Origin of the sequence: Halomonas eurihalina (assembly GCF_008274785.1) — a bacterium.
In the GTDB taxonomy this organism is placed as follows: Bacteria; Pseudomonadota; Gammaproteobacteria; order Pseudomonadales; family Halomonadaceae; genus Halomonas; species Halomonas eurihalina.
In genome coordinates, this window is the sequence record NZ_VTPU01000026.1 from 1 (window position 1) to 20420 (window position 20420).

18 protein-coding genes and 1 pseudogene are annotated in these 20420 nt (G+C 59.6%); all 19 read left to right on the top strand.

Features of this window, described 5'->3' with window-relative positions:
- On the top strand, nt 1-1551 hold a 1551-nt coding region (locus tag FZZ93_RS17300), incomplete at its 5' end, for a type VI secretion system Vgr family protein (RefSeq protein ID WP_149323549.1).
- Entirely contained in the window at nt 1548-2462 is a 915-nt protein-coding gene (locus FZZ93_RS17305; RefSeq protein WP_149323550.1) for a DUF4123 domain-containing protein, read from the top strand. The genes FZZ93_RS17300 and FZZ93_RS17305, both read left to right, overlap by 4 nt.
- Nucleotides 2463-2474: 12 nt before the next feature.
- On the top strand, nt 2475-5948 hold the full coding sequence (locus FZZ93_RS17310; protein ID WP_149323551.1) for a toxin VasX: 3474 nt from the start codon (nt 2475-2477) through the stop codon (nt 5946-5948).
- Nucleotides 5949-5962: 14 nt separating this feature from the next.
- The gene (locus FZZ93_RS17315; protein WP_149323552.1) at nt 5963-7096 is read left to right on the top strand and encodes a hypothetical protein; all 1134 of its coding nucleotides are present in this window, start codon (nt 5963-5965) and stop codon (nt 7094-7096) included.
- A gap of 160 nt (nt 7097-7256) precedes the next feature.
- Nucleotides 7257-7610: pseudogene (locus FZZ93_RS17320) on the top strand (type VI secretion system tip protein VgrG); the annotation flags it as partial.
- Nucleotides 7607-8446 carry a DUF4123 domain-containing protein gene (locus tag FZZ93_RS17325; RefSeq protein WP_149323553.1) on the top strand — a complete coding sequence of 280 codons (840 nt, stop codon included), beginning with the start codon at nt 7607-7609 and terminating at the stop codon, nt 8444-8446. The pseudogene FZZ93_RS17320 and the gene FZZ93_RS17325, both read left to right, overlap by 4 nt.
- Nucleotides 8447-8559: 113 nt before the next feature.
- Complete coding sequence (locus FZZ93_RS18795; protein ID WP_149323572.1) at nt 8560-8922, top strand: DUF3304 domain-containing protein; 363 nt, start codon at nt 8560-8562, stop codon at nt 8920-8922.
- On the top strand, nt 8915-10759 hold the full coding sequence (locus FZZ93_RS17335) for a DUF2235 domain-containing protein (RefSeq protein ID WP_149323554.1): 1845 nt from the start codon (nt 8915-8917) through the stop codon (nt 10757-10759). The genes FZZ93_RS18795 and FZZ93_RS17335 overlap by 8 nt, the downstream gene beginning before the upstream one ends.
- Nucleotides 10760-10817: 58 nt before the next feature.
- Nucleotides 10818-11297 carry a hypothetical protein gene (locus FZZ93_RS17340; RefSeq protein ID WP_149323555.1) on the top strand — a complete coding sequence of 160 codons (480 nt, stop codon included), beginning with the start codon at nt 10818-10820 and terminating at the stop codon, nt 11295-11297.
- 235 nt (nt 11298-11532) lie between these two features.
- Complete coding sequence (locus FZZ93_RS18585) at nt 11533-11817, top strand: SEL1-like repeat protein (RefSeq protein ID WP_246146280.1); 285 nt, start codon at nt 11533-11535, stop codon at nt 11815-11817.
- Between the two features lie 25 nt (nt 11818-11842).
- Nucleotides 11843-12427 carry a tetratricopeptide repeat protein gene (locus FZZ93_RS18590; RefSeq protein WP_246146281.1) on the top strand — a complete coding sequence of 195 codons (585 nt, stop codon included), beginning with the start codon at nt 11843-11845 and terminating at the stop codon, nt 12425-12427.
- Between the two features lie 139 nt (nt 12428-12566).
- A complete protein-coding gene (locus FZZ93_RS17350; protein WP_246146282.1) occupies nt 12567-13409 on the top strand; it encodes a tetratricopeptide repeat protein in 843 nt (280 codons plus the stop codon).
- A 325-nt stretch (nt 13410-13734) separates the two neighbouring features.
- On the top strand, nt 13735-14376 hold the full coding sequence (locus FZZ93_RS17355; RefSeq protein ID WP_149323557.1) for a hypothetical protein: 642 nt from the start codon (nt 13735-13737) through the stop codon (nt 14374-14376).
- Nucleotides 14377-14386: 10 nt separating this feature from the next.
- On the top strand, nt 14387-14737 hold the full coding sequence (locus FZZ93_RS17360) for a hypothetical protein (RefSeq protein ID WP_223111805.1): 351 nt from the start codon (nt 14387-14389) through the stop codon (nt 14735-14737).
- A gap of 455 nt (nt 14738-15192) precedes the next feature.
- Nucleotides 15193-15705 (top strand): type VI secretion system contractile sheath small subunit, encoded by a 513-nt coding sequence (gene tssB / locus FZZ93_RS17365; RefSeq protein ID WP_149323558.1) that lies wholly within the window; start codon nt 15193-15195, stop codon nt 15703-15705.
- Between the two features lie 30 nt (nt 15706-15735).
- Nucleotides 15736-17223, top strand: coding sequence for a type VI secretion system contractile sheath large subunit (gene tssC, locus FZZ93_RS17370; protein WP_149323559.1), 1488 nt, complete (start codon nt 15736-15738; stop codon nt 17221-17223).
- A gap of 4 nt (nt 17224-17227) precedes the next feature.
- Nucleotides 17228-17662, top strand: coding sequence for a type VI secretion system baseplate subunit TssE (gene tssE / locus FZZ93_RS17375; RefSeq protein ID WP_149323560.1), 435 nt, complete (start codon nt 17228-17230; stop codon nt 17660-17662).
- A gap of 7 nt (nt 17663-17669) precedes the next feature.
- Nucleotides 17670-19433 (top strand): type VI secretion system baseplate subunit TssF, encoded by a 1764-nt coding sequence (gene tssF, locus FZZ93_RS17380; RefSeq protein ID WP_149323561.1) that lies wholly within the window; start codon nt 17670-17672, stop codon nt 19431-19433.
- Complete coding sequence (gene tssG, locus FZZ93_RS17385; protein WP_149323562.1) at nt 19397-20416, top strand: type VI secretion system baseplate subunit TssG; 1020 nt, start codon at nt 19397-19399, stop codon at nt 20414-20416. The genes tssF and tssG overlap by 37 nt, the downstream gene beginning before the upstream one ends.
- Nucleotides 20417-20420 lie beyond the last annotated feature (4 nt).

Here is a 20420-nt window from a genome sequence, read left to right on the forward strand (position 1 = left end):
GGCGCCCATCGGCTGGTGTTCGCCGACGATCCCCAGGTGCTCACCGGGCTCGGCGAGCGTCCTTACCACCATCGCGCTGGCGGCACCGCGCCGCAGCGTCACCTGCGCCGGCTGACCCAGACCGCCCGGGTGCGCCCGGCCCGGGCCCAGCTCAAGGACTATTCGTTCAAGCAGCCGGCCTACGCCCAGCTTCACGACCATCAGGGCCAGGGGCTAGAGCAGCACAGCCAACGGTCGGACTACGAACACTACGACTACCCGGGCCGCTACAAGGCCGACGCCTCGGGCCAGGCCTTCACCCGCCACCGGCTGGAGCACCTGCGTCACGACGCCCTGACCCTGGCCGGCGAGAGCGACCTGCCCGAGCTGGCCCCGGGCACGCGCTTCACCCTGGCCGACCATGACGTCAGCGAGCTCAACCGCGGCTGGCAGGTCGTCAAGGTGGTTCACGAGGGCGAACAGCCCCAGGCGCTGGGCGAGGACGCCGCCCAGGCCGACGGCATGACCCGTTACCACAACACCCTGACGCTGACCCCGGACGACACCGCCTGGCGGCCTGCGCCCGAGCCCAAGCCCAAGCCTCGGGTCGAAGGTCCCCAGGTGGCCTTCGTGGTGGGCCCCGAGGGCGAGGAGATCTACTGTGACGAGCACGGTCGGGTGCGCTGCCAGTTCCCCTGGGACCGCTACGCCGGGGCCAATACCGCCGGGGCGAGCGGCGAAGCCGCTATAGAGGGGAGTGCCAGTGCCTGGCTGCGCGTCAGCCAGGGCTGGGCCGGCGGCGGCTACGGCATGATGGCGATTCCGCGCATCGGCCACGAGGTGATCGTCTCCTTCCTGGAGGGCGACCCCGACCAGCCGATCATTACCGGACGCACCTACCACGCGGTGAATACGCCGCCCTACGAGCTGCCGGCGCACAAGACGCGCACCGTGCTGCGCACCCAGACCCACCAGGGGGAGGGCTTCAACGAACTGCGCTTCGAGGACCAGCACGACGCCGAACAGATCTGGGTGCACGCCCAGAAGGCCCTGGAGCTGCTCACCGAGAACGACCGCACCGAGGAAATCCGCCGCGACAGTCACCTGGCCGTCAAGCGCGACCGGGTGAGCGAACTCGACCGCGACGACCACCTCACCGTACACGGCGAGCGGCGCGAGAAAAGCGATGGCGCCCAGCACCTGACTATCGATGGCAGCCTGCATCTGAGCGCAGGCCAGGCCTGGCTCACCGAAAGCGGCCGCGAACTGCACATCAAGGCCGGCCAGAAGGTGGTGCTGGAGGCTGGCAGCGAGCTGACCCTCAAGGCCGGCGGCAGTTTTCTCAAGATCGATGGTGGGGGTGTCACCGTCAACGGCCCCGGCGTGAAGGTAAATGCCGGCGGCAGCCCCGGCAGCGGCACGGGGCAGGAAGCGCAGCCTCCGGTGATTCCCGGAGGAGTCGAGCCGAAACCGCCGTTCAAGCCGGCTGAGGCGCCACAGCATGCTGCCCTGTTGCAGCAGCAGGCGCTGTGCCCCATCTGCGAACAGCAGAGTGATGGAGCATCATCATGAGCCGTTGGCCATGGTGTCGGGGCCTCGAAGGTGGTGACTGGCAATGGCCGACCGAGCAACGGGTGTTCCTGCTGCTCGATGGCGTGCGCGTCGCATCGCTGCCGCGCCGACTCTACGAATGGGTCGAAGGAGATCTGGCCGCTGACATGCTGTATGCCGGTACCCCTTGGGCCGAGGTCGGCGATCTATCTCCCTGGTTGGTGACGCTGGAAGACCAAGATGATCCCATTCTGCGGGCGTTTCTGGAAGAAGGCCTGGGAGCTGAGTGGGGGTATCTGATGCTTAGCCGGGCGGAACGGAGCGAGGTCACCGATCATCTGCGTAACCTGATTCAAGTCGAGCATCCTGCCGGCACTCCCATGCTGCTGCGTCTGGCTGACCCGGCGATCATCTCGGCGTTGTTTACGGATGGCAGCTCACCGGAGCAGGTGCCTTGGGGGCCCATCGAGCGGCTGATATTGCCGGATGCCGTGCAAGAGGCATGGCAAGTGAATGCACCGCAGGAGAAGGCCGCGAATGGCCAGCCAGTCGGAGCATCGGATTATCGACTCTCGGAGTCGCAGTTGGCCCGCCTGGAGGCATGTGACCGGCGGCGGGACATTCGTCGTCTGATGGAATTCGTCGATCGGCACTGTGACGGTTGGTTGATGGCAACGGATCGTCCCCAGCGCCACGCGCAGCTGGCCGGTATCGTGCAGGAGGCACGGGATTTCGGTTTTTCCGCTCCGCGGGAGTGGGCCCTGTTCTGCACCCTTATGCAGCGCCTCGGGATCACATCCTGGCGAGAGGTCGACAACTCGGAAGGGTGGACGAACCTGCTGTGTTATCCGGGCCAGTGGAGCGGCATGGCGCGCCTCGAGGCCGCCTTGTCAGCGGCTACCACATCATCACGGATTGACGTTACGACATAGGGAGAATGTCACATGGCTGTGTTCGAGCGACCCGCCGATGATCGTAACGACGCCTCGCTGGCGGCGTATGAAATGTCGAGCCGCGGCAGTGAGGAAGGTGCCACCTGTCCGCTGCAGGGGGGCAAGGTGCAATTGCTACCCTTGCGCTATGGGCTGGTCGAGGAACTCGAATCGGAGGTGGAAACCCCCTACTCGCTGACGGCGCGGCCGCTGGGTATCCGGCTGCTGCGCAACGGCTACCTTTATGTCTTTGATGGTGAGACCCAGCAGCTCGACGAGTACGAGTTTCGCGACTTCGGTGACACTATCTCCGGCGGCAAGCTGGAGTACGAGACCGACCGTACACTCTACGTGTGTTTCTCCGAGGTGCAGTGGACCGCAACCAAGCGCGCCCAGGTGGTGGAGAGAGAGGAGGATCGGGATGCCTTCATGCAGGCGGTCGATCTCTCCGGCGCCAGCCCCGTCAGCGGCGGGGGGCAGCATCTGATCACCACCACTCAGGCCGAGGAGTGGGTGGCGGAGTTCGCCGAAGATGCTCAGGCCGAGGTGCCGGAAGAAGGCTACGAGCACGAGGCTGAGCCCTATTTCTGGGAGAACGAGCCCTACTATCACAAGTCGCGGCTCGGCAAGCTGCTCAAGCAACATGACGTCGAGGATCGCGACGAAGCCCTGTGCCTGGTTGTGCGCGACGATATTGGCGTGATGCGTGACCTGGCCCACTTCCAGGACGAGGTCGTGGGCTGGGTGGAAGACTGGGCAACGGGAGATAAAGGTAATACCGAGCGGGATTACCTGTTGGCCTGTTACATCGAATCGCTTTCCCAGCTCAAGGACAACTCGCTGGAAGACCTGCGCCAGGTCTCGGAGGATCCGGCCGTTCAGGCCATGTGGGACGACGTTGCCGCGATGGAGGAGCCTCGCCAGGGGGAGGTCCGTCAGGCCCTGCTCGATTTCCTCAATCGGGACAGCAACACCGGGGAATTGCCGCAACCATACGATCCGAACTTGCCCCCTGAGCTTAAGGAACGTCTGAGCGAGATACGTGGCGAGGCAAACCGTAGCAATGCCTATGACATCGCCGATCGTTTGCAAGGAGAGGTGCGACGCTACTACGTCGAGGAGAGTCTTAGCGAGAGTCTGGGGCGTGACTTCGTGGAGCAGCATGACGATGCTCTGCTCGCCATGAAACAGCAGCACAACGAGCGGCTCAGGGCCCTGCTGGAAGGCAGCAGCATCGGTGAGCGGGGCATCAATGAACTGATCGATCGCGAGCGAATGGACGCCTTTCTCGCCGAGCAGCGCCCGCGGCTGCAGCGCTGGAATGCCACGCTCGATAAATTGTCCGACGATCGCGCCGAGATGCTCTGCAGCAACCGCTTCCACACCGCCGCCTGGTATTTTGATGCGCAGAATACGGATCAGGTCCATGAGGGCTTCAAGGCCCAGTATGGATGTCTGAAGGATATCTGCCGCAGCGATGAGGCGACCGAGCGGGTCGCCGACTGGCTGGAAGAGGTCCCACACTATGATCGGCCGTTGTTCCATACCCTGCCGCTCGCCGACCAGAATGACTTCATCGGTCAATTCTCGACGATTGCCAACGCCGGCTACGGGACCGTGCTCAAGGCCGAGGACCTGTGGAATACACTCAACTCGGTCGAGTCAGGACGACTGCCAGCGGTCGATCAGCTATCCGAGGATACCCAAGTCATCGCCGAGAGCGCTCATCAGCCCTTGGCGCCGGCGATCTCGCGGGGCATTGCTCAGGTCATGGACGAGTTCTACCAGGGTATCAATCGTGACACGGTGCCCGACCTGGAGGAGTTGTTTCGGCGCCTTCCCAAGGCGCTTCCCGCGAGGATCCTCGATGCCGCCCATCGCACGGGCGCCAGTTTCGTCGTGGCATCACGCGAGGAGTTGGCGAGTTTCCAGCGCACCATGCAGCGTGTCCTGGCACTTCGGGAAGAACTCAGCGCCATTCGCAAACGGCGCAATACGGTCAAGGCGACCGCCGGGCATCGCTCCCCCGAAGCGCAAACCCTGCTCGAGGAGTTCAAACGTGTTCGCCAGGAACTGCAGACGGTGCATGAGCCGGCACTCGCCCGTGCGCTAAGCCCGATCGAGGAACTCCCCGAGGACGCAGTTCGGATCGCCGGTGCCGCACCCGGACGGGCCGGCCTGACGCTGGTGCTGCCGGCGGCGCAGCAGGCCGAGGTGGGCGGGTTGATTCGTAACATTCGACAAGGCGTTGCGGCAGCGCCCAAGGCTAATGTGGTCGGGGATGGGCTGGGGTTGTTGGTGTTTGCTGTGCAGCTTTCGATGTTGTGCAGTTCTTCAAAGATGTTGGTGGAAAATTATTTTAATGGAGAAGAACTTGATTGGTCCCCTATTTTAAATGGCTTTGTCGCGACAGGTAGCGCGGGTTTCCTTGCCGCTCAGGGTATTATGGATACAGCGTTGAGCAATAGGGCGAATGCTCTAGCGAATGCTCTCGATGCGGGCGCTGCCCAGAGGGTGGGAACTTCACTGGGTAAACTGCATATGTTTTTGGGAGGCCTGGCTTACTTGCTTGGTTCTCGAGCTTCTTACTTAAGCCTTGCTAACCGATATGGCACATGGCAGGAGGCCGTTCGTAGTGGCGACCAAAGTGCTCAGAGTGCCGCTATGGCCAGTATGGTTGGTGCCGGGGGGATGCTGGGGGCCAATACCTACGGCTTGTTCAATACGGCCCATGCGGGCTTTTCGGTAGCGTTCCGCGGTGTGGAGTGGGCCGCCGCAGGTGCTCGACTGGGATCGGTATTCTGGCGTTTCAACCTCGCCGGGGCGCTGTTTACCGTGCTCGAGCTTGGTGGGAGCTGGTTCTATAACCGTTACAGTACGAGCCGCCATGATGAGTGGCTGCTCGCCACCCCCTGGAGCCAGAATGCAGAACAAGTCCGCGATGATGATTTTGAAACCTATCAAGAGCGGCTGAAAGAAATCGTTCAGGCGCCGAAAATTGCCGTCAGCGTCGAAGAGTTCGATAGCTGGTGGAAGAATCGGCTCGAAGGACCCAAGTCGGTGGATTTCGAGCTTATCCTGCCCTCATTCGGTCGTCAGGATATGGTCGCGCCCTTTGGTGGTAAGCCACCATATACCTTGTCGGTTGCCTGTTATCAGGTGCGCTCGAATGCTGGGCCGGGGCCACGGGAATCCTGGTCTCCGATAAGTGATCGAGTCGATGGTCAGCTTGAGCAGGAGGATGGGCAGCCTTTAACGCTCGGCTTTTCCAGGCCAGAGCCGGAGGGCTCAGGACACTGGCGCTCCTACGATACCGTCGTGGCGATTCGCGTCGAAACGCTGGATAACGACGGCCAGTATCGACCTACTGATTACCATATACGGGTCTCCCTGGCTGGCGGCGAGGGTGTCTATACGCCATCGGAAGTAACCGTGCTTGGCGAATCGGCTACTTGGCAGCGTATTGACCCGCTTCTTCTTACTTGATCCAAGGTATTACCATGGCAGCTAACAAGCCCAAGACGCCCCGCCCCGATATGGCCCAGCCCCATCGGGCCGGCGATATCAGATCCTTTCCCGGTGGTAAGGTCAGCTATCTGTCACCGGTTCCCTTGCCCACGGGATCTGCACCCGTTGACTTTAATCAGGCCATCGGGGAGATGAATGATGCCTATCTGGACTTCGGTGGAAGCCTCCCTACACCCTTTACCTGGCAGTTTACTCTAGGTATTCCCTTTATCGGTTTCTTGATGATGGCTTTTCTTATCCCTGTGATGGGGGGGGGGGTGATGTGGGCTATTAGCAAGAAGGTAGAGCTTTTTTATGTTGGGTTTGATGGACTTTTTAATGAGTCTTTTTCGTCTTCCTTAGTTATCTGCACCTTGGCACTAATAATGGCTTTGGTGATCAAGTGTCAGTACCACTTTAAATTTCGCAACGACGTTCCAACCCGCTTCCACCGCCAGCGCCGCGAGGTAGCCTTTGCACCTGGTGACGGTAAGCCGCCGATCATCGTGCCCTGGGAAAGCATAGCGGCCTGGGTGACACAGGCCCAGGGCGCGACCCAGTATGGCGTGCAGCGCCAGTATGGCTTGGGGCTCGGCTTTATCGATCCCGAGACAGGGCAGCAGCACTTCCTCGAACTGCCACAGCCCGGCTTGTCGCTGGCGATGGGGCTGTGGGAATCGGTGCGGGCCTATATGGAATACGAGGTGCATACCCGCGAGGAGATTCAGGACCCCAACGGTCTGCATCGCCCCGGTGATCCGCCCTACGAGGGCGTGCATACCTTCCATAACGCCCGCCGCCGGCTGCATCGCCGCCATCGCGACGGGGAGATCGGCCTGTTCAAGGTGTCCATGTGGTACCTGTGGCACATCCTCGTCCTGTGGACGCTTCCCTTCCATCTCACCGAATGGGAAATCCGCGCCATCCACAAGGCCGGGCGCAAGACCCTGCCGGCGAGCCTCGATGAATGGTCGCAGCCGCTTCCGAAAGAGCAGTGGGCCGAGCCCAGTGAGGAGTTGAAGCGCCTCTCGGCGGAGGTCCGGCAGCGCCACGCCCAGCAGCCGAACCGGCCCATCACCGCCATCTTTGCCGAGGTCTACGCCGAGGAAACGACGCTCTCGGCCTGATGGGACAGTCGTGGCCCTAGCCTCTCATCGAGGAACTGGTTTCAGTGATCGATACCTCGCGCGGCACGGATGCCGCGCCTACTTATTTTCGCCTGGGAAGGTGCGTTGTCGTCTGCCCCGGCGGTAGCGTGCCCAGACGGGGAGGCGGTCATCCACCCGTCAAAGCGGCCGCGAACTGCACATCAAGGCCGGCCAGAAGGTGGTGCTGGAGGCAGGCAGCGAGCTGACCCTCAAGGCCGGCGGCAGTTTTCTCAAGATCGATGGTGGCGGTGTCACCGTCAACGGCCCCGGCGTGAAGGTAAATGCCGGCGGCAGTCCCGGCAGCGGCACGGGGCAGGGAGCGCAGGCACCGCTGTTGCCGGGCGAGGCCACCGCCGAACATCACGAACGAATTGATCCCAATCAGCGCAAGGCCACATTGGCTTCCACGTTAGTGCCGCCTGACGTATGCGAGGAGTGCTGGAAGAAGGCTCTCGCTGAGGGGCAGTCACTGATACCGGGGGATGGGGCATGAAGAGGGGGATAAGGCCCAATGCCTGGCGAAATATCGAGGACTCTGACAGCAATCGATATGCCTTGATAGAGATGGGAGCGCTGCCGGGGGAGACCCGGACGTCATTGATCGAGGCCGCCGATGGGGATTATTGGCCATTGATACGTGACACTCGGCAGGAGCACTTGATCAGAGAGGGACCTTGGCTGATGGCGTTGCCTGATGGTGATCTGGATGGGCAGGGCTTGGGCGCGATGGGGTGTGGGGTGATGGCATGGATTGAAAGTCCGCAATCCGGCGATTCGCTAGCTCGACAACTGGCGCCCGCCATGACTGTGATATCGCCGGAGGGTAAAACCTGGCTAATGCGCTTCTATTTGCCATCGCTCATCCAGGCCCTCCATGGGGCGAACTCATGGGCTTGGCATCGGGATCTCTTCAATGGCATCGAGCGATGGTGGTATCCAGCTCAGGAGGAGGGGTGGCAATCCTTGGTAGGCCTGCTGGATGATGGCTTGAGGCACGATACCTGGCGGCTCGACTGTGATCTAGACCTGTGGACTTCACTCCGGGGAGACACCGAGGCCACGGCATTGACCGCACATTTTGTGAGCGAGATGCCGGAGCTATTCGAGGATATCTGCCCTTGTGACCGTCTCGGAAGAGTTGCCAAGGCCCTCTTCGCTGCCGATGAGAAAAAGCTTTTTCGCCCAGAGGACCGCAGGATATATGTTTATCTCTGGTTAGAGAAAGGAGAGAGCTTCTTGCAAAGTGACTCGATGAAACGCTGCCTTGAACAAGCAGTATGTGGTGATAAAACACTGCTCGAATGCCTTCAAACCCAAGGGGAATATTAACCATGCTGGTGCGTTGGGTGATTCGGCGGGTGTTTCGGGATGTGCCCACCTGGATTCAGGTGACAGGCGTGGTCGCGATTCTTGCTTACGTCGGCTGGTATAACTTTCTCCGGATGCCGGAGGGAGGCTCACTAAGAGGGTATAGTTATATAGATCGGCCGATTTATAGTTACTGGGTCAACGATAACTGGGGAGGTAATTTAGCAGCTTTTGGAGGGGGAACTACTTGCTGTTGGTCCTTAGGGGGGGGGAGTGTCGAAGTCGTCTGGATCCTTAGCATGTCCAAAGAACAGCAAGAACAAGGAATGGAGCAGGAACGTCATAGTGTGACGTTGCCCATGCCGGAACGTAGCCGGGAAGATCGTTATCTACATGTACACTTTCTTCCCGAGAATAGGGTCGAGCTGGTATGGAGCCCAGATTTTGGCTCTCCCTTGACGGATAAGCTGGAGCAGGAGTATCCCCGGGATGGTTGATTCGCAGACGTTGGAGCGCTGTCAGGCGATTAATGCTCGCTCGGAAGGTCAGTCTTCTTCACTCATCGGGGTGGATTGCCAGTTGACGATGGAAATAGGTATTTTCTTCGATGGTATGGGGCGCCATCTTGAGCAGGACCTCCGTGACGGGCGAGTAAGTAATATTGGACGATTATATTCTGCTTTTCCTGACCAGGAAAAAGACAGGCTTGGCCAGGCATTTCGTAGGTTGTATCTTCCGGGTTTGGGGGCTCCATATGAAGAAAACGTGCAGGAAAACTTTGAGGCAACTCTACGTCGTGCTTCCAGCGAAGCAGTAGATGGGGTTGAGGGGCATCTCCGTGGTGGTATTACTGGAGCTGTCAAAGATGCCGCTTTCGATACCAAAGGCGCATGGTGGGAAGTTTTTGGCCGCTCATGGAGAGGCTCGCTGACCAAGCCATGGGAATGGGCCAAGAGCCTTAAAGAAGGAGCCATCCGCACTGGTACCGAGGTCTTCGAGCCGATTCGAGACACTCCCCTGCTCGCCAATTTAATCATGAGTGGCGCGGCAACGCGCCAGTCTGCCGCCATTGAACAGTTTCGCGGCGCGGTGGGTGACGCGTCCGCTAGTAGTGAGATGCCTCTGGGCAAAATCCGTGTCTCCGTCTTCGGTTTTGACTTTGGCGCCGCTATGGCCAAGTCCTTCGTTCGAGAGTTGCTGGAGGAGGTCTGCGAGCAAGTGGACGATCGCTATGAGTTCGATGGGAGCGAGGTGCAAGTCGTCTTTGCAGGGCTCTTCGACTGCGTCGACCGTACTCTGCCCGAACTTGGCCCTCTGGATTCGTATCATCCGTTGGCGCCCGTTCTCGATGATGGCGGGCCGCTCCACTCAGGCTGCCGTCGAGCCTTGCATCTCGTTGCCGCGCATGAGCGACGCTTCTATCGTCGCTGTCGCCCGCTTGGACCGTTGCAGGATGACTGGCGAGAAATCCTCCAGCCCGGGATTAGTGACGATATCGGTGGCGGTTTGAAACCTGATGAGCAGAAAGTCAGTGCCGAACTATCATTGGCGGCGCTTCATCGTATGTATCGAAATGCCCGGAGATCAGGTGTTCCCTTTCCCAGTTTGGAAGATTTGCAAGAACAGGATGTTGTTACGTCAAGGTTGTTTGAGCTCAATGACCAGGTTGATGGTTACTCAATAGTCTCTCTGCGACGCTACTATGAACGGCTTGCTGACGGCGCGTTAACTCCCAGCGAGGAAAACTTCCAGAAGCATACCGAACTTTATCTGGCTTGGTTGGCCCATCGCTATCGCGAGTATCAGGCGACTCGCCAAGCGCTAGAATCCCAGCTAAATGAGTTGCCTGATCGGACAGCGAGTGGTGTATTGGGAGTGCCGGTAGCCTCTTTGGCGGTCTCACCTGATGAGTGGGAGGGCATAGAGGTTGAGGCAGAGGAAGCAGAGCATGGGCTGGAACGGTTGGAGACAGAGTGGGGCTGGCTGGAAGATGTCGATCAAGAAGCCCGTCAAATTCGCACGCTATTCCTGTCGAGCGATGGCATGACGCGACGCCAGGCGCGCGTGACAATGAAGTATGAGTATCGTATGGCCGAGGCTTGGTGGCACTGGACACGGGAATCAGAGCCACCAGCATTACCTGAAGCAGTGGAACTGTTGTTTGCCTATGGGTTGCATGATAAGCGGCCTGAAGAACAGCGGATGCGTAATCGGCAAATGACGCTCGGAGGCTATCACTTTTTCGCTTGGCGGCACTTAGATGTTCCAGATTCCGAGGAAGGTCTTAACCTTGATTCACTTGTGGGGCTAATGGATACAACTGCTCCAGAATGATGGACCGAACCATGCGCTGCGCCTCGAGCCGGTGGCCAAGGTATTCGCCGGCGTCTCGGTGGGCGGGAAGGTCGCCGTCGAACTCGACCTTCAGCAGTTGGACCTCTGGCTGATGATGATCGGCCAGGCCCTGCGCGACAATGACTATGGCTTCGTCGACTGGGTCGACCAGGACGCCTTCGAGAGCATCAGTCAGCTAACCTATCTGGCCACCACCACGTTGCTGGACGTGGGGCTGCTGGCCGCTCGAGGCCGGGATGGCATTCGTCGACTCTACAACCAACTGACCCAGAGCGACCGCGCCGAGCTTATCGCCAACGCCCAATGTCTTGAGTGGATCGAGGAGGGCCTGAAGATGGGCTTTATCGTCGCAGCGCCGCCCAGCGATTGTTCGAGAAGGCCGTGGCCAGGATGTCGGCGGATGGTGAGTATACCGGTGCCGACAACGGCGAAAATGGCAGCAATAATAGCGCTGCCCTCGGACAGGCTTATTGCGAGAACCGCTATCGTTTGGATCAGTTTATGTCGCAATCTTTAACTAATGATGGTCAAGCTGCAGCGGCACGCAAACTATACCGCAGTATCGCTAACAATCTTGGCCAGGATATTGATGCCCACTGCCAGCTGGTGACGATACCGGGTGGCACACATGTAACCTACCGGGAGTCGTAAGGATGCGCCTGGCCCACCATTTTTTCGCCATTATATTGTTGACTCTTCCCGGCCTCGCCACCGCACTTGAGCCTGAGGTTCAGGCTGCCAAGGACGAAGGTATGCGTCTGTACGGCCTGGGTATCTCGGGGGAGATAATTCCCTACTTGGAGCCCGCTGCCGAAGCCGGTGACGTGGAGGCCATGTACTACTTGGGAGAGGTGCATCGGCTACGTCATATGGGCCTGACCGAGGAGGCCATGGGATGGTATCTCCAGGCCGCCGAACAAGGCGATCCCTATGCCATGTTGCGCCTGTTCGAGGGCGGCGCCTGCATCGCCGGTGACGAGTGTCCGGAGGATGCTGAGGGCTGGCGCGAGAAGGCCCTGGCCGAGACCCCTACCTAAGGCCGAGGCGGGTGATACTGAGGCCATGGTTGCGCTCAACTACGTCTATCGCGCCCTGGACGAGGATGGCGAGGCTGAGGACTGGCTGGAAAAAGCTGCCGAGCAGGGCAACCTGGAGGCCCAGACCCGTTTGGGCAAGTATATCCTCGATGGCCAGGGTTGGTACTTCCTGGAATCCAGGCGCCTGGAGGCTGCCGAGGAATGGTTTCGTAAGGCCGTTGAGCAGGGCTATGTGCCGGCGATGAGTGACCTGGCGGGAGCGTTGGAAAAGAAAGAAAAGCTTGAGCAAGCTTGGGAGTGGACAGTAAAAGCCTCTGAACATGGCGATGTCGAGGAGCGCTTCGGGATAGGCTGGTGTTATTTGAATCCAGAAGAGCTTAACGCCGCGGCTGGAATTGATATGTGTCAGAATAAGCAGGACGTTGTTCTTGGGTGGGGTATCCTGTTGGCGATGGTAGAAGAGGCTGACAATCATTCTGCGCGGAGTGCAATGAAGCGTAACAAAGGCGAAATAACCCCTGAGGAAATTGAGCAAGCCAAGGAGGTAGCAAGAGAGTGGATCAATAAAGAGCCTCCTCTTTCAAACTTCCCACCTCGTTTCGGGTTCTAAAATGCGGCGACCATGGTTCACAGCCTTGCTGATCCTGCCATGGCTGGCATGTTCCCTATCGGCCTCCGCCCTCGAGCCCGAGGTTCAGGCCGCTAAAGACGAAGGCATGCGGCTCTGGGGCCAGCACGAGTGGATCAAGATGCAGCCCTATCTGGAGCAAGCCGCCGAGGCCGGTGATGTGGAGGCCATGTATTATCTAGGCGAAGCGACTCGCCTGTTGGGGAGAGGCCTAACCGAGGAGGTCATGGGCTGGTATCTGAAGGCCGCCGAACAGGGCGATCCCTATGCCATGTTACGTTTATTTCAAGGTGGTGCCTGCATCGCCGGTGACGAGTGTCCGGAGGATGCTGAGGGCTGGCGCGAGAAGGCCCTGGCCGAGACTTTACCCAGGGCCGAGGCCGGTGATACCGATGCCATGCTGGCGCTCTACCATGTCTATCGCCTGATGGACGATAGAGGAGAGGGCGTCGATTGGCTGGAAAAGTCCGCCGAGCAGGGCAACTCTGAGGCCCAGACCCGTTTGGGCAAGTCTATCCTCGATGGTCAGGGTTGGTACTTCCTGAAATCCAGGCGCCTGGAGGCTGCCGAAGGTTGGTTAAGAAAAGCTGCTGAGCAGGGCTATGTCCCTGGAATGATAGCCCTAACCTCGGTATTAGATGATTTAGATAAAAACAAAGAGCTTTGGGAGTGGATATTGGAAGCCTCTAAAAGAGGTTCGCGTATCGCGCGAGTGGTCTACGGAGAGTGTTTGGTTAATCCTGAAAGAGAGGCATACTGTCAGGCGAAAAAAGACGTTGTTCGTGGGTGGGCGATACTACAAGCCGTTGTAGAAGAAGTGGATGATAGAACGGCTCGATATATTATGGAGAGCAATCGAGATAGACTTACTCCCGGACAGCTTAGTCAAGCTGAAGCTATGGTCGATGAATGGCTTAACAGGCAGCCTCCCTTGTCTAACTTTCCCCCACGTTTTGGCTTCTAGGATGCAGCGTTCATGGTGCATGGCCTTGCTGCTGGTGGCATGGCTGGTATGTCCTCTGTCGGTTTCTGCCCTCGAGCCTGAGGTTCAGGCTGCCAAGAAAGGAGGTGTGCGGCTCTATAGTGTCGGCGAGTCAACGAGAGTCTTGCCTTGTTTACAAAAAACGTCGAGGATGGAAATGTAGAAGCGATTTTCGATCTCGCTTATCCTGCTTTTGGAATGTCCGTAAGTTTTCTTTCAATAAGGGAAGAAAGAAATGTCGGAGAGGTGTGAAAGATTCTACTTTGCAGTTGATGAGGCCTGAAATAAAAAATCCATGGAGAGATGGATGAGTGGAGAGCTAGAAGACAGTGTTATCTTGGAATATTCCTTCACAGGTATGCACATTGCGCCGACTAGGGAGCCTGATACTTATCGTGATGATTGTAGTGTGAAGCTTACACATGATGGTGTAGAAAAAATATCATCCAGTGTTATCAGGAATAATTCTGTTTCTATTCTGTATGAAGATGTCGGGAAGATTGTTTTATCTTTTAATAAGGTTTCGCCTGGTTACAGCTGTTCTGTATTTTCACAGCATAAGGAGGGCGGTTTCATAGAGTTTCATAGCTATAATTATGTCAATGGAATAAATCAAGACCCGTTGGAGTGTGATTCTGAATACAGTGAGGTCGTGAAGCTTTTGCATTCTAAGATTTCTGGGGATGCAAGTGTTAGGTGTTTGTATGAGGATAAGGGGGTTATGGTTAGGCAGAGCCTGGTCGGAATCTTCTTGTTTCTTGTTTTCCTTCCAGTTGTGGTTGTGTCGTTGATTTTGGTAACTGGAAGCCCTTTTATAACCGCAATTTTGGGAGTGGTGGTTATTCCAGCGATTTTCCCTTTCGCCGATAGGTTCATGCCTGAAGGGAAAGAGTATTCGCCTTCTTGTATACCCAGCCAATTCCTCCCGTCACTTGAGGAGAAAGTATGAGCCTTCTCTCTTGGAGAGCGTTGCTTTCAGCCAGACGGTGACACACAAGCAGGAAGTCCATGCTCAGTGGGACATGCTGCAGCGTTACATGGATGTCTCTCAGCCACTGCCCGACGTGCCGCGCCTAGAGCCCTTCCGGGACCGTGACCCCGTGACGGCGGAGCACGACCGCCAGACGGGGCGTGATCCGCGCTATTGGCGCGATCTCGATATCGAGGCTTGGAAAGAGGGAGAAGGGGCCGCCTTGCTCAAGGCCCAGATGGATTATCCCTGGCAACAACAGCGGTGTCTGCTGACTCCCAGGCTTGGGCAGGTCGAGATGGCGGTGTATCGGGAGCAGCGGCCCACTTCCATGGCGTAAGCCAAGGTTGCGGTGTCGTCCGTATGGTTCGGGCCGGGGGAATGGGCACGCTGTAGTGGAGGTAGCACTTCATGACCTGTCGCAGAATTTCTTCGTGTAAGTGATTTCATTTTTCTTTTGTACGATATTTCCTACATGGGCGATCGAGGCTATAGGTCCGTGCAATGATCCCTGCAAATTCGGTGATATTGGGAGATGTTGGTGATATTTGTGGAGGACGGAAGTGTATTAGATAACGTTGTTTTACATTCCGGTGGCGTTTGATATGGCATTCTACAGCGAGGCGATGAATGTTATGCTCGCGGGCTTTCAACGGGCCGGTTGATCGGCCCATCCTCGCCGTTCGACGGGCTGAGGCACATTTGTCGCGGTCGTTTGTTCCGATCCAGCCGGTTCGGGGCGAGTGGTCGGGGCAAGCCCGAATCGAGTCATCATTTGCAGAGAGAAGGTTCGCCATGTCCAAGGAAGGGTCCGTTGCGCCCAAAGAGCGCATCAATATCAAGTACGTTCCCGCCACCGGAGATAAGCAGGCCGACACCGAACTGCCCCAGAAGCTTCTGGTGGTCGGTGATTTCAAGGGCGGCGTCGAAGAGACTCCTATCGAGGAGCGCGAGGCCGTCTCGGTGAACAAGGGCAACTTCCAGTCCGTGATGCGCGAGGCCGGTCTCGGGCTGCGGACCAGCGTGCCGAACCGTCTCGAGGAAGGGGATGAGGTCCGCGAACTGGGGGTCGATCTGGAGTTCAACTCTCTGCAGGACTTCGCGCCAGACAGCGTGGCGCGCCAGGTGCCTGAGCTGCGCAAGCTGGTTGAGCTGCGCGAGGCGCTGGTAGCTCTCAAAGGTCCCCTCGGCAACGTGCCGGCCTTCCGGGAACGCCTGCAGGCCTTGATTGAGAGTCCCGAGACCCGGGACCAGCTGTTGAACGAGCTCGAACTTCTCGACAGTGAATCCCCCTCAAGCGATTCCTGATTTTTCCTGCATGGAGGCGAGGCACGCATCATGACCGAATCTACCCAGTCCCAGGCTCAGAGCCAGGCTACCGAGAGCACCGAAGACGTCTCCCTGCTTGATCAGGTGATGGCCAAGACACGTATGGCGCCTGCTGATGAAGGCTACGACGTGGCCAAGCAGGGGGTTGCAGCCTTCATCAGTGAGCTGCTCAAGAGTGATGAGGGGCAGCAGCAGGTCAACAAGTCGGTCGTCGATCGCATGATCGTCGAGCTGGATCGCAAGATCGGTCACCAGGTCGACGAGATTCTCCACGATCAGGAGTTCCAGCATCTGGAATCGGCCTGGCGTGGCCTCAAGCTATTGGTCGATCGCACCGATTTCCGCGAAAACATCAAGCTCAACGTGCTGCATGCCACCAAGGAGGAGTTGCTCGAGGACTTCGAGTTCGCCTCCGAGATCAGCCAGAGCGGGCTCTATCAGCATGTCTATGCCGCCGAGTATGGCCAGTTCGGCGGCGAGCCGGTGGCGGCGATGATCGGGCACTACGATTTCACGCCTTCGGGCCCGGACATCAAGTTGCTGCAGTATGCGGCCTCGGTCGGGGCGATGTCCCACGCACCCTTCCTGTCCTCGGTGGCGCCGAGCTTCTTCGGCATCGACAGCTTCGAGGAACTGCCCAACATCAAGGACTTCAAGGCGATCTTTGAAGGGCCGAAATACGCCCGCTGGCGCAATCTGCGCGAGTCCGAGGATGCTCGCTACCTGGGGCTGACGGCGCCGCGCTTCCTGCTGCGCACGCCCTACGATCCGGTAGAGAATCCGGCCAAGTCCTTCCATTATCAGGAGTCGGTCAGCGAGAGCCACGACGATTATCTGTGGGGCAATACCGCCTACCTGCTCGCAGAGCGCCTGAACGACAGCTTTGCCAAGTATCGTTGGTGCCCGAATATCATTGGCCCGCAGAGCGGCGGGGCAGTGGAGAATCTGCCGATGCACACCTATGAAGCGCTGGGTCAGGTGCAGAACAAGATTCCCACCGAGGTGTTGATTACCGACCGTCGTGAGTTCGAGATGGCCGAAGAGGGCTTCATCTCGCTGACCATGCGCAAGGGCAGTGACAACGCCGCCTTCTTTTCCGCCAACTCGGTGCAGAAGCCCAAGTCCTTCCCCAACACGCCCGAAGGGCGCGAGGCCGAGACCAACTACAAGCTCGGCACCCAGTTGCCTTATCTGTTCATCGTCAATCGCCTGGCACACTACATCAAGGTGCTGCAGCGCGAGCAGATAGGCTCCTGGAAGGAGCGCCAGGATCTCGAGCGTGAACTCAACACCTGGATCCGCCAGTACGTCGCAGATCAGGAGAATCCGCCTGCCGACGTGCGTAGCCGACGCCCGCTGCGCGCCGCCTCGGTGCAGGTCTCCGACGTGGAAGGCGATCCGGGCTGGTACCAGGTGTCGCTGGCAGTACGCCCGCATTTCAAGTACATGGGTGCCAACTTCGAACTGTCGCTGGTGGGCCGCCTCGACAAGGATTGAGTCCATGACCGCTTTCAGGGATCGAAGCGGACTGCTCGGCGCTCGGTTGTTCGAGCGCCTGTCGTCACCGGCGCGTCCGGCACCGGAGGGCGACGAAGCAGTCGAGGCCACCCTGGCCTCCATCAAGCGACACCTGGTCGACCTACTCAACAGCCATCCGGGGCACAGCGAATGTGCCCCGGAGCTGGGTCTGCTCGACTTCAATGACGCCACGCTCGGTGTGCTTGACCTCGAACTCAAGGTCGAGCGTGCCATACGCGAGTGCATCGAACGCTTCGAGCCGCGGGTGAGTCGCGTTCAGGTCGAGACACTGCCCAACGAGGGTGCCCCGTTGCAGCTGCGCTTCCAGGTCCTGGCCACTCTGGACCTGGGGCATGATTCGACCCAGACCACCATCGACCTGCTGCTCAACGACAAGCGCTACCAGTGCCTGAACTGAGACCGACATGCTGAACCGCTACTACCGGGACGAACTGGACTTTCTGAAGCGTCAGGGGCGGGAGTTTGCCGAGGGCAATCCCGGGCTCAGCCGTTTTCTGTCCGAGCAGAGCACCGATCCCGATGTCGAGCGCCTGCTCGAGGGCTTCGCTTTCCTGTCGGGCCGGTTGCGGGAGAAGGTCGATGACGAGTTCCCCGAACTGACTCACTCGTTGATCGGCATGTTGTGGCCCAACTACCTGCGGCCGGTGCCGAGCATGACGGTGATGCAATTCACCCCGCACTGGCACGGGCTGAGTGGCGCCCAGACCGTACCTCGTGGTACCAGCCTGGCCAGTCGCGAGGTCGAGGGTACGGCTTGCAGTTTTCGTACCTGCCACGAGCTGACGCTCTACCCACTGGCCCATGATGGGGTCACGGCTCACCATTCCCGTGAGGCCTCGGTGGTCGAGCTGGATCTGGCGGTGCACAGCGATCAGCCCCTCGATGCTCTGGGCGTGGGCGACCTGCGCCTGCATCTGGGCGGCAATGGCTATACGGCCCGTACCCTTTATCTGTGGCTGAGCCACTACCTGGCCGGTATCGAACTGGAAGTCGACGGCCTGCGCCTGCCGCTGCCCACGCGCCTGTTGGCGCCGGTGGGCTTCGCTGCCGAGGATGCGCTGCTGCCGTACCCGCGCAACGTCTACCAGGGCTATCGCATCCTGCAGGAATACCTGTGCTTCCCCGAGGCCTTCCAGTTCTTCGACCTGCAGCGCCTGGGCGATTACCTGCCGGCGCGTCTGGCCGAGCGGGTGACGTTGCGCTTCACCTTCTCGCGTACCCTGCCGGCGGATGCCCGGGTAGGGGACGATAGCCTGGCGCTGTACTGCACGCCGGCGATCAACCTCTTCGCCCATGACGCCGACCCGGTGGACCTCAGCGGCGAGCGCAGCGAATATCGTATCCGTCCCAGCAGCCGCTTCCCGTCGCACTACGAGGTGTTCAGCGTCGATGACGTGGAGGGATGGCTTGAGAGCGAAAGCGGGCGCATCCGCGGAGAGCCGCGCCGATACGTGCCTTTCGAGAGTTTCGAGCACCAGATCGAGCGCGACCGGGGGCGTGAAGCCCGCTACTACCGGGTACGTGTGCGCGACAGCCTGCGTGGCGACGGTTTCGACCACGACATCGCCTTCGTGCGAGGCGACGAGCAGGCTTGCCTGGGGCTGCGCGAGACCATCTCGCTGAGCTTGACCTGCAGTAATCGCGAGCTGCCCGAGCGGCTGACGGTCGGCGATATCTGCGTGCCCACCGAGGACAGCCCGGCCTTTGCCGAGTTTCGCAATATCACCCGGCCGACCCCGACCATGCGACCGACCCTGGACGGCAGTCTGCTGTGGACGCTGATTTCCAATCTGTCGCTGAATTACCTGTCATTGCTCGACCGCGACGCCCTGCGGTCGGTGCTGCGGGTCTACGACTTCCGGGCGCTGGTCGACCGCCAGGCCGAGCGCATCGCCCAGAAGCGCCTGGCCGGCATCATCGATATCCAGACCGAGCCGGTGGATCGGCTTTACCGTGGCCTGCCAGTACGCGGGCTGCGCTCCGAGATGACCCTGGATCAGGAAGCCTTCGGCGACGAGGGGAGTCTCTTCCTGTTCGCCAGCGTGCTGTCCCGGTTCTTCTCGCTGTACGCCAGCATCAACTCCTTTCACGAGTTGCACGTCACCAACCTTCATAACCGCGAGCGCTACGCATGGACCTTGCAGTCGGGCCAGCAGCCCCTGATGTAGCGCTCGCCCCCCTGGTCGACGGGGCCCGGCGCTACGACTTCTATCAACTGGTGGAATTGCTTCACCGGCACTACGGCGACGATCTGGAAGGAGATCGGGAGGCCGATCCTGCCGCCGAGCGAGTGCGTTTCGAGGCGTCGGCCTCGTTGGGCTTCCCGGGCAGCGACATTCTCGCCCTGGAGCCCCAGGATGCCGAGCGTTACACCATGCGCGTCAGTTTCCTGGGGCTCCAGGGGGCCCAGTCGCCATTGCCGGGTTACTACCTGGAGGCCATGGCCCATGCCGAGGCGCATCGCGAAGGCGCGGCCGGGGACTTCCTGAATCTCTTCAACCACCGGGTGCTATCGCTTCTGCATCGCGGCTGGCGCAAGTATCGCCACCATGTGCGTTACCAGGACGGGGCCGAGGACGGTTTCTCGGCGGCAATCTTCTCCCTGGTCGGGTTGGCCGATGAGCGGTTGCGCGGCGAGACGCCGATCAACTGGAGCAAGATGCTGGCCTATGCCGGTCTGCTGGCTGGCCGTTCGCGCTCGCCGGATGTGGTAGCGGGCATCGTCGGCCACTGCTTCGATCTCGATGGCGTCGAGATCGAGCCCTGGGTGCACCGGCGGGTCGAGATTCCATCGGACCAGCGCACCCGAAGCGGCCTGAGCGGCTCCACACTGGGCCAGGATATGGTCGCCGGCGGCTGGGTCGACGATATCAGCGGCAAGTTCGCACTGCGTATGCGCGGCCTGGATTTGACCCGCTTCCGCGATTTCTTGCCCGACGGCCGCGACCATCAGGCGCTGCACACCCTGATGGAATTCGTGCTGCGTGAGCCTCTGGCCTACGACCTGGAACTCGAGCTCCTGGAGCGCGACGTGAAGCCCATGCGCCTGGGCGAAGGAGGCAGTTGCCAACTGGGCTGGACGACCTTCGTCAAGCCCGAGGCAGGCACGGCGGCCCAGCGGCGCCGGGTGCGCATTCAGATGACACGGTGAACCC

What these genes read in the sequence shown, in the direction of transcription:
- FZZ93_RS17305 (WP_149323550.1), top strand. Translation starts at nt 1,548, where the DNA reads ATGAGCCGTTGGCCATGGTGTCGGGGCCTCGAAGGTGGTGACTGGCAA.
- FZZ93_RS17310 (WP_149323551.1), top strand. Translation starts at nt 2,475, where the DNA reads ATGGCTGTGTTCGAGCGACCCGCCGATGATCGTAACGACGCCTCGCTG.
- FZZ93_RS17315 (WP_149323552.1), top strand. Translation starts at nt 5,963, where the DNA reads ATGGCAGCTAACAAGCCCAAGACGCCCCGCCCCGATATGGCCCAGCCC.
- FZZ93_RS17325 (WP_149323553.1), top strand. Translation starts at nt 7,607, where the DNA reads ATGAAGAGGGGGATAAGGCCCAATGCCTGGCGAAATATCGAGGACTCT.
- FZZ93_RS18795 (WP_149323572.1), top strand. Translation starts at nt 8,560, where the DNA reads ATGCCGGAGGGAGGCTCACTAAGAGGGTATAGTTATATAGATCGGCCG.
- FZZ93_RS17335 (WP_149323554.1), top strand. Translation starts at nt 8,915, where the DNA reads ATGGTTGATTCGCAGACGTTGGAGCGCTGTCAGGCGATTAATGCTCGC.
- FZZ93_RS18585 (WP_246146280.1), top strand. Translation starts at nt 11,533, where the DNA reads ATGCGTCTGTACGGCCTGGGTATCTCGGGGGAGATAATTCCCTACTTG.
- FZZ93_RS18590 (WP_246146281.1), top strand. Translation starts at nt 11,843, where the DNA reads ATGGTTGCGCTCAACTACGTCTATCGCGCCCTGGACGAGGATGGCGAG.
- FZZ93_RS17350 (WP_246146282.1), top strand. Translation starts at nt 12,567, where the DNA reads ATGCAGCCCTATCTGGAGCAAGCCGCCGAGGCCGGTGATGTGGAGGCC.
- FZZ93_RS17355 (WP_149323557.1), top strand. Translation starts at nt 13,735, where the DNA reads ATGAGTGGAGAGCTAGAAGACAGTGTTATCTTGGAATATTCCTTCACA.
- tssB (WP_149323558.1), top strand. Translation starts at nt 15,193, where the DNA reads ATGTCCAAGGAAGGGTCCGTTGCGCCCAAAGAGCGCATCAATATCAAG.
- tssC (WP_149323559.1), top strand. Translation starts at nt 15,736, where the DNA reads ATGACCGAATCTACCCAGTCCCAGGCTCAGAGCCAGGCTACCGAGAGC.
- tssE (WP_149323560.1), top strand. Translation starts at nt 17,228, where the DNA reads ATGACCGCTTTCAGGGATCGAAGCGGACTGCTCGGCGCTCGGTTGTTC.
- tssF (WP_149323561.1), top strand. Translation starts at nt 17,670, where the DNA reads ATGCTGAACCGCTACTACCGGGACGAACTGGACTTTCTGAAGCGTCAG.
- tssG (WP_149323562.1), top strand. Translation starts at nt 19,397, where the DNA reads ATGGACCTTGCAGTCGGGCCAGCAGCCCCTGATGTAGCGCTCGCCCCC.